Source organism: Geodermatophilus chilensis (genome assembly GCF_002802985.1).
In the GTDB taxonomy this organism is placed as follows: Bacteria; Actinomycetota; Actinomycetes; order Mycobacteriales; family Geodermatophilaceae; genus Geodermatophilus; species Geodermatophilus chilensis.
This window is the reverse complement of record NZ_NVPT01000154.1, coordinates 1-12,138: the sequence shown is the minus strand read 5'-3', so window position 1 is coordinate 12,138 and position 12,138 is coordinate 1. Positions and strand designations below refer to the sequence as shown.

Genomic DNA, 12,138 nt, shown 5'->3' with positions numbered 1-12,138 from the left:
ACCGTCCGTGCTCTACGGCGGGCCGCCTGGTACCTCTACCGCTGGAACACCCGGCCAAGATCACCGCGGATCCGTTGACCTACTGGCGGGAGCTCTAAGCCGCCTTCAGGGACGGGTCCGAGGCCTCGGTCCGCCGTCACCGCATAGGGATCTCCTGCGGGACAGCAGCAGCCGGCCGCCCTGTCCCGCCCAAACGTCGTCGTAGCCCGTTCCCCTCGCGGGCGTCGGTGTTGTCACCTGCTCGGGTGATCAATGTCCGAAGAGGCAGGGCCGGGCATGTCCGTGGTGATCACCGTCCGCGGGTAGCGGCTGGGGCCGTCGCCGGTGACCGACGCACCGGAGCGCCGGCGTCGGCCTGCCTGTGGAGGTACGCCATGACGGCGCTGCTGATCGGCTACGCCCGCGTCTCGACCGACGCCAGGACCTGACCGCCCAACGCCACGGGCTGCTCGCGCTCGGCGTCGACCCGGGCCGCATCTACGTCGACCACGGCCTGACCGGCACCAACCGGGAGCGTCCCGGCCTGCGGGAGGCATTGGCCGCCTGCCGCGAGGGCGACACCCTGGTGGTCACCAAGCTCGACCGGCTGGCCCGCTCTCTGCCCGACGCCCGGGCGATCGTCGAGGAACTCACCTTGCGCCAGGTCCGGCTGAGTTCGCGTCGTGCTACGACATCTGTGTCCCCGAGAGCGCGCCCGTGGGGACTCGACGCCGTCCGGCCACAGGTGATCGAGCCACCCGTCGGTGGTCGGCGACCACGGCAGTCCCGGCCAGGGCCCCCGCCCGTTACTGAACTTTCCAGTCACGTGTACGGCCCCTCGGTTCGTTGGTAGTTTGGCGCCACCGCCGCGCGGGACGGAGCGCGAGCCGAGGCTCCTGAACGCGTACGGCCCCGATCACGAGGAGGGCCTCCGTGGCTGTGCCCAAGCCGAGCAAGGAGGAGGTCGACGCCGTCGCGCGCCGCTTCGGCATGAACGTGTCGGATGCCGACCTCGACGTCTACACGGCCCTGGTGGAGGCGTTCCTCACCTCGTACGACGCCGTCGAGGAGCTCTACGCCGACATCGCCCCGACCGCACCCACCGACCGGCAGGGCTCGCGCCCGGAGGACGCCGACAACCCGCTCGGCGCCTGGTACGTCACCACCGAGATCCGGGGAGCGGCCGAGGGGCCCCTGGCCGGGTACACGGTGGCGATCAAGGACAACGTCGAGGTCGCGGGCCTTCCCATGATGAACGGGTCGCGCACCGTCGAGGGATTCGTCCCCGGCCGGGACGCGACCGTGGTGACCCGCCTGCTGGAGGCCGGCGCCACGATCACCGGCAAGTCCGTGTGCGAGGACCTCTGCTTCTCCGGAGGCAGCCACACCTCGAAGACCGGTCCGGTGCGCAACCCGTGGGACCCCGAGCGCACCACCGGCGGCAGCTCCAGCGGCAGCGCGGCACTGGTCGCCGCCGGCGCCGTGGACATCGCGGTCGGCGGGGACCAGGGCGGCTCGGTGCGGATGCCCAGCGCCTTCTGCGGCATCGTCGGCCACAAGCCGACCCACGGGCTGGTCCCCTACACCGGTGCCTTCCCCATCGAGATGACCCTCGACCACCTCGGCCCGATGACCCGCACGGTGTCCGACGCCGCCCGGATGCTGCAGGTCATGGCCGGCCGGGACGGCTGGGACCCCCGCCAGCCCGCCGACGTGCGACCGCAGGACTACCTCGCGGCCCTCGGACAGGACGTCGCCGGCATGCGGGTCGGCGTGGTCGCCGAGGGCTTCGGCTGGGAGGAGCTCTCCGAGCCCGGCGTCGACGAGACCGTCCGCACGGCCGCCGCCCGCCTGCGCGAGGCCGGGATGGAGGTCGAGGACCTCGACCTCCCGTGGCACCGGCATGCGCTGCACGTCTGGAACGTCATCGCCACCGACGGGGCGACCGTGCAGATGGTCGAGGGCAACGGCTACGGCTACAACTGGGAGGGCCTCTACGACCCCGAGCTGGTCGCCCACTACGGACGGCGCAGCCGCGAGATCCCCGACGAGTGGTCGCCCACGGTCAGGGTCGTCTCGCTGACCGGCCGGTGGTCGATCGAGCAGTTGCAGACCCGCCACTACGCGATGGCCCAGAACCTCGCCCACGAAGTGCGCCGGCACTACGACGAGGCGCTCTCCCGCTACGACGTCCTGGTCATGCCCACGGTGCCGATGACGGCCCGGCCGCTCGTCGGGCCGGACGACCCGCTGGAGAAGGTCATCGCAGAGGCCCTGGACATGATCGTCAACGCGGCGCCGTTCGACGTCAGCGGCCACCCCGCGACGAGCGTGCCCGCCGGCCTGTCCGAGGGGCTGCCGGTGGGCATGATGATCGTCGGCAAGCGCTTCGACGACGCCACCTGCCTGCGCGTGGCGGACGCCTTCGAGCAGCTCGCGGGCGGGTTCCCGCCCCCGCCTGCGCATCAGGACGCGAGATCGTTGTCCGCGCACGCCTGATCCCGACCGCGACGGAGGAGGACACGTGAACGGTGTGCACGACCTGGGTGGCACCGACGGGCTCGGCCCCGTCGTCCGCGAGGAGGAGGAGCCGGTCTGGCACGCCGACTGGGAGAAGGCGGTCTTCGCCATGTTTCCCACGAACTTCGTCAAGGGCCACTTCAACCTGGACGAGTTCCGGTACGCGATCGAGCAGATGCACCCGGCGGACTACCTGACGACGCCGTACTACGAGCACTGGCTGCACGCGACGTTGAAGTTCCTCGAGGAGCGCGGCGTGATCGATCCCGCCGAGCTCGAGGCCCGCACCCGCCACTACCGCGAGCACCCCGACGAGCCGTTGCCGGAGCGGTCGGACCCGGAGCTGGTCGCGCTGATGGAGGCGGTGGTCAAGAACGGTGGAACCGCCCGTCGGGAGCAGGCCGGCCAGCCGGGGTACGCGGTCGGCGACCGGGTACGGGTCGCCGATGACCACCCGCTGGGGCACACCCGGCGCGCCCGGTACATCCGTGGCCGGACCGGCGTGATCGAACGCGTGGCGGGCTCGTTCATTTATCCGGACAGCGCGGGCAACGGAGGCGACGAGCACCCGCAAGTCGTCTACACCGTGCGCTTCGACGCGCGGGAGCTGTGGGGCGCCGACGCGGCCGAGCCCAACAGCTCGGTGTACTTCGACGCCTGGGAGCCCTACCTGCAACGTGCGTGAACGCCGTCGACCTCATCAGCCCCCGTCCAGGAGAGAACCGTGACCACTGCTGAGACCTCCCCCTCGCCTACCGCGTCCGGCGTCCGGTCGGACGAGGAGATCGCCGCCCGCGTGAAGGCTCTCGAGGCGATGCTGATCGAGAGGGGCGTCATGACCACCGAGACCGTCGACCGGCTCGCCGACATCTACGAGAACGAGGTCGGGCCGCACATCGGCGCCAGGGTGACCGCACGGGCGTGGACCGATCCCGCCTTCAAGGAGCGGCTGCTCGCCGACGCCACCTCCGCCTGCGCGGAACTGGGCGTCGGCGGCCTGCAGGGCGAGGACATGGTCGTCGTCGAAAACACCGACGCGGTGCACAACGTGATCGTGTGCACGCTGTGCTCTTGCTACCCCTGGCCGGTGCTCGGCCTGCCGCCGAACTGGTACAAGCAACCGGCGTACCGGTCCCGGATCGTGCGGCAGCCGCGCACAATGCTGCGTGAGGACTTCGGCCTGGAGGTGCCCGACAGCACCGAGATCCGGGTGTGGGACTCCAGCTCGGAGCTGCGCTACTGGGTGCTTCCCCAGCGCCCGGCCGACACCGACGGGAGGAGCGAGGAGGAACTGGCGGAGCTGGTCACCCGGGATTCCCTCATCGGCGTCGGGCAGCCGCTGCACCCGGGCCGGGAAGCGCGGTGACCACCCGCGAGGACCTCGAGCCCCTGCTCCTGCGCCTCCCCCATCAGGAGGCGCTGCGCCCGTCGGGCGGGGACCTCTCGTTCGAGACGGCGTGGGAGATCCGGGCGTTCGCGCTGGCCGTGGCCGCATACCAGAGCGGACAGTACGACTGGCCGCAGTTCCAGCAGGCGTTGATCGCGGCGATCCAGCGGTGGGAGGAGTCCGGGCAGGCCACCCCCTGGCGTTATTACGACCGTTGGCTGGAGGCACTGGAGTCCCTGATGACCGACGCCGGGGTCGTCTCGCCGGTCGACGTCGAAGACCGCACGCGGACGGTCCTCCAGACGCCACGGGACGCCGGTCACCACCGGGCTCACCGTGAGCCCGTCGCCGTGGACCCCGCCCGGAGCTGATCGGACGCGGCGCTTCCCAGCGGCGGGGTAGCCGTCAGCCCGCCGCCGGGGCGCTTCGACGGGTCAAGCGCTCAACTAGCGCCCCACCGACCAGCCCGAGCGTCGCCCACATCACCGCGAGCTGCCCCAGCGACGCCAGCCGGAAGTCCCAGACGACAGCCGCGGGAACGTCGGCGGGGATGGTGTCGGGGCTGTGGGGGAACAGGACCAGGATCAGCGCCACCAGGACGGCGCCGACCATCACGGCGGCGATCGTCGTCATCGGGATGCCGACGCCACGGCTGCGCAGAACGCTGACCGACGCCGACACGAGCAGTGCGACGACGACACCAGAAGCCAGCACGGCACCGTAGATCGCCGTCCGCGTGCCGACCGTGCCCGGTTCGCCGACCGCCGGGGGGTTCGCCGGGATCTTCAGCGCCGGGAGGAGGCCGAGAACGACGAACCCAATCGCGCCGAGGAGGACCATCCGGCCGAAGTCGGTGCGCGCCGGCAGCCGGTGCCGGATCCCGGCGAAGACCACGGCGACGACCAGGGACAGGACCAGGCCGGCGAGCACCGCACCGAGAAGACCGCCGAGCACCTGGGTGGTGCGGCTGAACATCTCCTCTGCGTCACCGCCGCCGGTCGCCGAGCGGGCCTCCTCGATGGCCAGCGCCGGTTCGATGGCGCGCTCGGTGATCAGCAGGGACCACGTTCCCGAGAGCGCACCGGCCACCAGTCCGGCGGCCGCGATGTGCGCGAGCAGCGCACCGAAGGGTGGCGCGGTGGAGTCCGGTACCTCGGCGGATGCGGTCGGGAAGCCCACGACGCTCCGTCCTCAGTGGCAGGGCACGCCGAGAGAGTGGCGGGCGTCGTGGAAGAACTCGTGTGCCATGTCGCCGGCCGAGCTGAGGACCGTTCCGTTGTCCTGCGTCACCAGGTACAGGACGAAGAGTCCGACGGCGGTCAGCAGCCAGGCCCAGGCCGGAACGTGGACGCGGGCCGGGATCACCGCGTGCGGGGTGGCGGTCATGCGGACGAACCCCTTCTTTCGTGCCTCGTGAAATGCATGCCTCGCGGCACGCGTGCCGATCTGCCGACACTGCGGCCGGCAGAAACGTACCGCCCGGGCCGAACGCCGCCAAGCGCTGGTGGGCAGGCCGTCGCGCCATCCTCAGTCGCGCAGCTCCGCCGCCCATTGCTGCCTCCGGACGCCCGGGGTCAACAGGACGCAGTCCCCGCACGGGGCGGCGCCCGGCAGGCGGTAGAGCAGGCAACAGGAGCGACGTGCGAGGAACCACCGTGGCCGGGAGAGGTCGGGCTGGACCCAGGCTCCGGTTCCGGTGAGCGGGCCCGTGCGCAGCAGGACGTCCACCGTGGCCCCCGCCTGCTGGGCGAGGTCGGGACGCGCCTGCATGCACATCCGTGCGGCACCGGCCACCGCCGAGGTGACATTCCCCCAGAGAACGGTCAGGGACAGCCGGAACGTTCTCCCCATCGCCTCGACCAGCGGCCGGACGAGGGGGTCGATGCAGTGCTCCTCCAGTGCGGCGGCCACGTCGCCCGGCGCGGTGCACCGCCGGCCGCCGCTGGGCCGAGTCGACAAGCGCACGGGGCCGGGACGGGGCGGACCGATCAGCCAGCGGCTCGGGGCGATCACCGGGAGAACCCCGGTGAGCAGAGCGCCCCCCAGCAGCGGTGAGACGAATCGGGCGACCAGCCCCAGGCCGGTCAGCGACGCAGCCGTACGGGCGTCGACGGCCTCCGCGCCGAGGCCGGAGGCCGACGCCAGCAGCGAACGCGTCGCCTCGGCACGGCTGCGCAACACCTCGGGGTGGGCGACCAGGACGTCGGCCGACTGCCAGCGATCCCAGACGTCCTGCGGCGGGTCGACGTCCACGGCGAAGAAGGGGCCCAGCGCGCGGGCGGCTCCGAGACTTTCCCTCGCCTCCCGGATCAGGTGCACAGACGGCATTCTCCCCGGGCACACCGTGCTGATGTGGCAGTGGATCCGCGACGAGGGCGCCCCGACCTTCAGCTACTAAGACTTAGAGCTCCCGCCAGTAGGTCAACGGATCCGCGGTGATCTTGGCCGGGTGTTCCAGCGGTAGAGGTACCAGGCGGCCCGCCGTAGAGCACGGACGGTGACGATGGCCGCGGCCAGGGCCAGGTAGGCGTCGACACAGTCTTTGCGGCGTTCGGTGCAGCGGCGGAGTCTGCCGAAGTCGTTGAGCCAGGAGTTGGCCCGCTCCACCACCCACCGCTTGCCGACCTGGATCGGCGCGGGTGCGCCGCGGGAGGCGATGTGGCCGCGCAGGCCGCGCTCGTCGAGTGCTTCTCGGCAGGGCCGGTAGTCGTAGCCGGCGTCCAGGTGCACCGTCACCTCGACCGGCAGGGGGCGAAGTCCTTGAGCGCGTCCAACGTCTCTGGCAGGAGGGCGTGATCGACGGTGTTGGCCGGCGCGGACACCGTGACCATCGGCACCCCGGCGCCGTCGGACAGCTGGGACCGCTTCATCCCGCCCTTGCCCCGGTCCACCGGGCTGCGGCCAGCGCACTGCCCGCCGCAGGGGGCCTTGGTCGTGCAGCCGTCCACCACCACGTCGGCCAGGTCCAGGCCGACCATCCTGTCGTAGGCGTCGAGGGCGGCCAGCCGCAGAGCATCGAAGATGCCCAGCCGGATCCACTCGTCCCGGCGGCGGCGCAGGGTGGTGGCCGAGCAGGCGGCGTCGGCGATCCGTTCGTATCCGGCGCCGAAGACCAGCGCCTCGACGAGCTTGTCGAAGACCACCGCATCGTCGATGCGGGGTCGGTGACAGCCCAGCGGATGCTCATCGACGTGCGGCGGCAGCAGCGCGAGGAACTGCTCGCGCAGCGGGTCAAGGATGCAGGATGGGACGGCAGGCACGAGCGGTCCACAGCTCACGGAGCGTTAGCACCTTCGTGAGCGTGGCCCTCGTGCCTGCCCTCCACGCTCAACCGCGCCGAACGCCGCAGCTCTGCCTACTGGCGGGGGCTCTTAGTGGGCCGCTATGGGACGCCCCATGACCTGCTCGCCGCGACCACCACAAGGTCTCGATGACGAGCAGTACCATCGGCGCCCGGCAGGGAACGGGAACGGTTCATGCCGCCTCTCCATGCTGTCCCGCGTGGCACCGAGCACAAGGCCTGGGCCGTCCAGCCGGACGTTGCACCGGCAGACGATGCCGACCCACTCATCCGAGGGGACCGGCCTGTCGGAGTCGGCACTCCTGTCCGATCTCCCCAACCGGCGCTCATCCGGCTGCAGCGGGCCGGGGGAAGGGTGGGCCGAAGGCCCATCCCCTGCGGGACAGCAGCAGCCGGCCGCCCTGTCCCGCCCAAACGTCGTCGTAGCCCGTTGGTCGATCAGACGAGTCGCTGCATGCACGCGGACTTCTCGCCGGTCTCGTGCGGGCGGAACCGCGGGACCTGCGCGAAGCCATGGCGTTGGTAGAACGCTTGCGCGGCGTGCTGCTTGTCGCCTGTCTCCAGGCGTACGAGCCGCACTCGAGATGCCGCTGGCGTAGTCCAGCAGCGCCGTGATGAGTGCGTCGGCGACGCCGGTGCCTCGCTGTTCCGGTCTGACGAAGACGCGCTTGAGCTCCCAGGCCGTCACCTTGCAGCTCGATGCCGGCAAGCCCACCAGGCGGGCAGCAACTTACGATGGATCCTCCGGCTCTGTGGCCCCTACGCTCCCGGCATGGCTTCCAACCGCAAGCCACTCGATGACCTGCGTGAGACTGTCGGTCGCTTGGGCGATCAACTTCCGCGGCCCGGCCTGCGGGGCGTGGACGACCTGGTGAGCGACCTCTTCGGCGGCCGCCCCGGGCCCGCTCGGCCGCTCTCGGCGGTGCAGGCGGAGCTCGAAGGGCTCGTTGGACTGGAGACGGTAAAGGAGCAAGTGCAGGCGCTCGTCGCCTTCCTGCAAGTGCAGGCGCGCCGCAAGACGCACGGCCTGCCCGAGGTGGCGACGTCCCAGCACCTCGTGTTCCTCGGCAACCCGGGCACGGGCAAGACCACGGTGGCGCGGCTCCTGGCCGAGATGTACCGGGCGGTCGGCTTGCTGCAGAAAGGCCACCTAGTGGAGGTCGATCGGGCCGCTCTGGTCGGGCAATATGTCGGTGCGACTGCGATCAAGACCGACCGCGTGATCCGCCGGGCACTCGACGGCGTCCTGTTCATCGACGAGGCCTACTCGCTGGCCCCAGAGGGCGACGGCCGGCTGGACTTCGGGCCCGAGGCGGTCGAGGTCCTGCTCAAGCGCATGGAGGATCACCGCCATCGCCTGGTGGTCATCGTGGCCGGCTATCCCCGGCTGATGGAGTCGTTCCTGCTCTCGAACCCTGGCCTCCGCTCCCGGTTCGCTCGCGAGGTCAGGTTCCCCGACTACTCGACGGACGAACTCGAAGCGATCTTCGCGAACATCGTGGCCCAGCACGAGTACGCGCTGGAGCCTGGCGCCGAAGCGACGCTCCGCCGCATCCTTGGAGGCCTCCGCCCTGGTGAGGAGTCCGGCAACGCGCGCTTCGCCCGCACGCTGTTCGAGCAGGCGCTCAACCGCCAGGCGCTGCGGCTGACGCGCGACGAGGACCGGAGTGTGGATGCGCTCGACCGTGCCGACGTAACGACGCTCACCGCGGACGACGTCGCCGAGGCTGCCCGCGCGCTGGGCGAGGAGCCAGCGCGTGAACCCGAGCCCTCTCGATGGCAACGCTGGCTCGGGTGACGTCCAGGACGGCGGTGACGTCACGGCTGTGACCCAAGCCTTCGGCGAACCCCCGGCCTCGTGTTGACAGCGCTCGACCTTCAGCCATCGCAGGAGTCGAGACACGGCCACGCTCGTCGTCGCGACGGGGATCTCCTACGGGACACACACCAGCACGCGCCCAACACGGTCGCCGCGGTCGGTCGATGACCGGGAGCCCAGCACACCCCGTCCCTCGCAGACGTAAGCGCCTCCGACGCTCATCTACACACTCCTGGCCGCTCCCCACAACCGGCTTCGATCCGGCTGCAGCGGGCCGGGGGAAGGGTGGGCCGCAGGCCCATCCCGCAGGGACGCGAAGCGCCCTATCTGTGGAGGGGCCCCCGGTCAATCGGGTCCGTGTTTCTGGCCCCGTCCGGCAGCTTGAAGTCGTGCCGGACCGCAGCCGCGGTCAAGGTGGAGCGCCCCACTGGACGAACGACCTTGACCGCGGCGAGGACCGGCACAGAATGCTCGCCGCGGAGGGGGCGGAGGTGAGCGCGTTCAGTCGATGAGCGGCTCCTGGTCCGGCGTCGCGCCGGTGGTCGCAGGGGGGAGGGTGCGGTGCGCGGGCGCCCGGCCTTATCTCGGTGCGCGCAGCCAGGGTCGGTGCGGCTGCGGCGACATGATGATCGATGGGGTGTCCCGCGGGACGGGCGGCCGCTCGGTCTTTCAAGGCCGTTCCGTGCGCGAGGCACGGTCGGCAGCGCTTCAGCTGGAGCGGGCCGCGGGCATCGGTGGGTGGGCAGATGCGCGCACCAGGACTGCGATGATCAGACCGGGGCGAGGGCCTCGTCACCGAGAGCGCGCAGGGTGTGGTGCGCCCGGCGGACCATCTTGCGGGCCACCGATAAGGCGGCCCGGTTGCCGCCGACCCGGTCGGCGACCCGCCGGTAGTAGGCGTGATCGGGAGAGCCGGGGCGAGCGGCGCACTGGGCGGCCTCGAACAGCGCCCAGCGCAGCAGTGGCGAGCCCTGCCGGGACAGGCGCCCGGGCGGCCGTTTGCCGTCGGAGGAGTGCACGGTGATGTCCAGCCCGGTGTGCCGCACCGCCTTGCGGGAGGCGGAGAAGCGGCGGGAATCGCCCAACTCGGTCCACAACGCGGTCGCGGTGATCGGCCCGATGCCGTAGTCGGCCTGTAGCGCCCGGCAGCCGGGCTGGCGGCCGGCGAACGCGGTGATCTGCTTGCGCAGCGGATCGAGCTCGGCATCCAGGGCGTCGACGATGCGCAACGCGGCGGCCACCGCCTCTTGCCCCGCCGGTGACAGCCCCTCGCCGGCCTCGAGCCGGCGGCGACTGTCCAGTCCGAGCAGGCTGCCGGTGACCGTCGGGGCGCCGTGGTGCAGCAGGATGGCGTGGATGCGCTGCAGCCAGGCGGTGTGCTGCTCACGCAGGTCGCGGAACAGCTGCAGCCGGGCGCGCATCTCCAACACCTGCGCCGGCGGGATCCACGACTCGGGCAGCCGGCCGTCGGCGAGCAGATCGCGCAGCAGCCGGGCATCGGCCCAGTCGGTCTTGGCCCGCCGTTTCGGTCCGCGTGCGGCGGAGGTGTCGGCCGGCTCGGCCAGATGCGCCTCGATTCCGGCGCGCTGCAGTTCCTCGACCACGAACCGCCAGCCGGTGCACCCCTCGACCGCGAACGCCGTCGGCGTGCCGGCGTCGCCGACGAGCATCTGCAGCCAGCCGCGCAGCAGCATCCGATCGGCCGGGGCGATCCGCCCGTGCCGGGTCTCGCCGCTGCGCTCGTCGAGGTAGTCAAAGGTGATCTGCCGCCGGTGGATATCCAGCCCGCCTACGATCCTCATCGGGACCTCCTCAAGCTCCATCACAGTCGACGCACCCAGGGTGCGCTGAGCTGAGGGGGTCCCTCCTCATGTCATCTTTCCGGCGACCCGTCGCAGCCGGCATCCTCGACCGGCTGTGGAGCGGTGTCGGTCGCCCCAACGCGTTCCGGGTGGGCCCTTGATCATGCGCCCTGAGTCCGCAGCCAGTCCGCAGATAGTCCGCAATTCACCCGATTTTGGCCATCGCCCGCCAACAGCGACCAGCAAGAGAACCGCAGGTCAGCGCCGCAATCCGTCGAATTTCATGATCAGTCCAACACCGGCAGACTGTGCCCGGCGTACAGGCCGACTCGTCCGTCGTCCGCCGCTGACCTGCGTCTCGGTCTTCGGCAGCCCCGCGGCCCGTGCGGCGACAGGCTGTCCCCGCCTTCTCCAGTTCTCCTGTAGTGGCGCCTGGGCGTCGTGCGGCGTGCTTGGTAGTAGCCGCAGCCATGGACGAGTTCGGTGTCGAGCCGATCCGCTGGCGCCGTCAGTTTGTCCTGGCCGTATAGGCGCGGGGATCGGCTTCGGCATCGTCGGGCTCCTCCACGTGGCCACTGGAGCCCTCCGAGGACCGGTCGGACCGGGCACCGGCCATGACACTGACCTCCACCCTGGTCCTCCCCGCCGCGATGGTCCCCTCCCGCGTTGCCGTCCTCCGCGTAGAAGCCGACGCAGGGAGCCTCGCCCAGCCTGGGCCGAGCGCACGCCCCAGGCCGGATGAGGTGAGCGCGGGCCGGACAGCCGTGAGGCCGGCGCCGCGGTGCGGCACCGGCCTCAGGTGAGGGGTTCTGTTCAGGGCGCGGGCGTGTACCGGAGGATGTAGAGCCCGAAGTCCCGGTCGGACAGTGCCGCGTACTCCACGTCGTCCTGGAGGAAGGTCTCCACTCCCCAGAAGTTGTTGCCGCCCTCGTCGATGAAGGCGCCGACCTCCTGGATCTCCCCGGTGCCGACCTCGATCACGCGCAGGCCGCCGGAGTAGTACGAGAGGTAGGCCCGACCCGGGGTCTCCTGCGAGACCGCCACCTCGTGCACCGAGAGGTCACCGAAGCCGCGGGCGAAGCGCGGATCGTGCGCCTCGGGGATGGCGTAGGTGTCCGACTCGGTCATGTCGGTGGCGTCGAACAGGCGGACGTAGCCCCATCCGTCGAAGTACGACGAGAAGGTCAGCGTGTCCCCGGCCGTGCCGACCGCGATCGGCGCGACCGCCGAGCCGTCCCCGGCCAGGCAGGCGGCGTCGTCGTAGGGAGCGTTGAAGATGCCGAAGCCCTGCTCCCGTGGCGCGACGCCGAACGTCGGGATGTTGCCCTCG

The 12,138-nt window shown here is 71.2% G+C and carries 11 protein-coding genes and 1 pseudogene; 6 read left to right on the top strand and 6 right to left on the bottom strand.

Annotated elements, in window-relative coordinates; all coding sequences use genetic code 11:
- Window positions 1-361 precede the first annotated feature (361 nt).
- From CNO22_RS29295 to CNO22_RS21195, 5 genes are all read left to right on the top strand, one after another.
- Window positions 362-832: a recombinase family protein gene (locus CNO22_RS29295; protein ID WP_232807231.1), complete on the top strand. Its 471-nt coding sequence runs from the start codon at window positions 362-364 to the stop codon at window positions 830-832.
- An 80-nt stretch (window positions 833-912) separates the two neighbouring features.
- On the top strand, window positions 913-2,478 hold the full coding sequence (locus CNO22_RS21210; RefSeq protein ID WP_100501240.1) for an amidase: 1,566 nt from the start codon (window positions 913-915) through the stop codon (window positions 2,476-2,478).
- Window positions 2,479-2,503: 25 nt separating this feature from the next.
- Window positions 2,504-3,184 (top strand): nitrile hydratase subunit beta, encoded by a 681-nt coding sequence (gene nthB / locus CNO22_RS21205; protein ID WP_100501239.1) that lies wholly within the window; start codon window positions 2,504-2,506, stop codon window positions 3,182-3,184.
- Between the two features lie 39 nt (window positions 3,185-3,223).
- On the top strand, window positions 3,224-3,865 hold the full coding sequence (gene nthA, locus CNO22_RS21200; RefSeq protein WP_232807230.1) for a nitrile hydratase subunit alpha: 642 nt from the start codon (window positions 3,224-3,226) through the stop codon (window positions 3,863-3,865).
- A complete protein-coding gene (locus tag CNO22_RS21195; protein ID WP_157937052.1) occupies window positions 3,862-4,257 on the top strand; it encodes a nitrile hydratase accessory protein in 396 nt (131 codons plus the stop codon). The genes nthA and CNO22_RS21195 overlap by 4 nt, the downstream gene beginning before the upstream one ends.
- A 34-nt stretch (window positions 4,258-4,291) precedes the next feature.
- Here CNO22_RS21195 and CNO22_RS21190 read toward each other — a convergent pair whose 3' ends face one another.
- The 4 genes and pseudogenes from CNO22_RS21190 to CNO22_RS21175 form a co-directional block, all read right to left on the bottom strand.
- Complete coding sequence (locus CNO22_RS21190) at window positions 4,292-5,065, bottom strand: CbtA family protein (protein WP_100501237.1); 774 nt, start codon at window positions 5,063-5,065, stop codon at window positions 4,292-4,294.
- Between the two features lie 12 nt (window positions 5,066-5,077).
- Window positions 5,078-5,272, bottom strand: coding sequence for a CbtB domain-containing protein (locus CNO22_RS21185; RefSeq protein ID WP_100501236.1), 195 nt, complete (start codon window positions 5,270-5,272; stop codon window positions 5,078-5,080).
- 141 nt (window positions 5,273-5,413) lie between these two features.
- Window positions 5,414-6,214 (bottom strand): (2Fe-2S)-binding protein, encoded by an 801-nt coding sequence (locus tag CNO22_RS21180; protein ID WP_157937051.1) that lies wholly within the window; start codon window positions 6,212-6,214, stop codon window positions 5,414-5,416.
- A 93-nt stretch (window positions 6,215-6,307) separates the two neighbouring features.
- Window positions 6,308-7,146 (bottom strand): annotated as a pseudogene (locus tag CNO22_RS21175) (IS5 family transposase).
- Window positions 7,147-8,046: 900 nt separating this feature from the next.
- Here CNO22_RS21175 and CNO22_RS21170 point away from each other — a divergent pair.
- Window positions 8,047-8,985: an AAA family ATPase gene (locus CNO22_RS21170; protein WP_232807229.1), complete on the top strand. Its 939-nt coding sequence runs from the start codon at window positions 8,047-8,049 to the stop codon at window positions 8,983-8,985.
- Window positions 8,986-9,776: 791 nt separating this feature from the next.
- On the opposite strand, the gene CNO22_RS21165 is transcribed toward CNO22_RS21170, so the two are convergent.
- Together CNO22_RS21165 and CNO22_RS21160 are read right to left on the bottom strand one after the other, a co-directional pair.
- Entirely contained in the window at window positions 9,777-10,808 is a 1,032-nt protein-coding gene (locus CNO22_RS21165; protein WP_100501233.1) for an IS110 family RNA-guided transposase, read from the bottom strand.
- An 813-nt stretch (window positions 10,809-11,621) separates the two neighbouring features.
- Window positions 11,622-12,138 (bottom strand): LVIVD repeat-containing protein (locus CNO22_RS21160; protein WP_157937050.1); only part of this gene is annotated, 517 nt, incomplete at its 5' end.

Bases quoted from the DNA above. Each gene is read 5' to 3' on its own strand.
- CNO22_RS21165 (WP_100501233.1), bottom strand. From the start codon at position 10,808: ATGAGGATCGTAGGCGGGCTGGATATCCACCGGCGGCAGATCACCTTT.
- CNO22_RS21185 (WP_100501236.1), bottom strand. From the start codon at position 5,272: ATGACCGCCACCCCGCACGCGGTGATCCCGGCCCGCGTCCACGTTCCG.
- CNO22_RS21180 (WP_157937051.1), bottom strand. From the start codon at position 6,214: ATGCCGTCTGTGCACCTGATCCGGGAGGCGAGGGAAAGTCTCGGAGCC.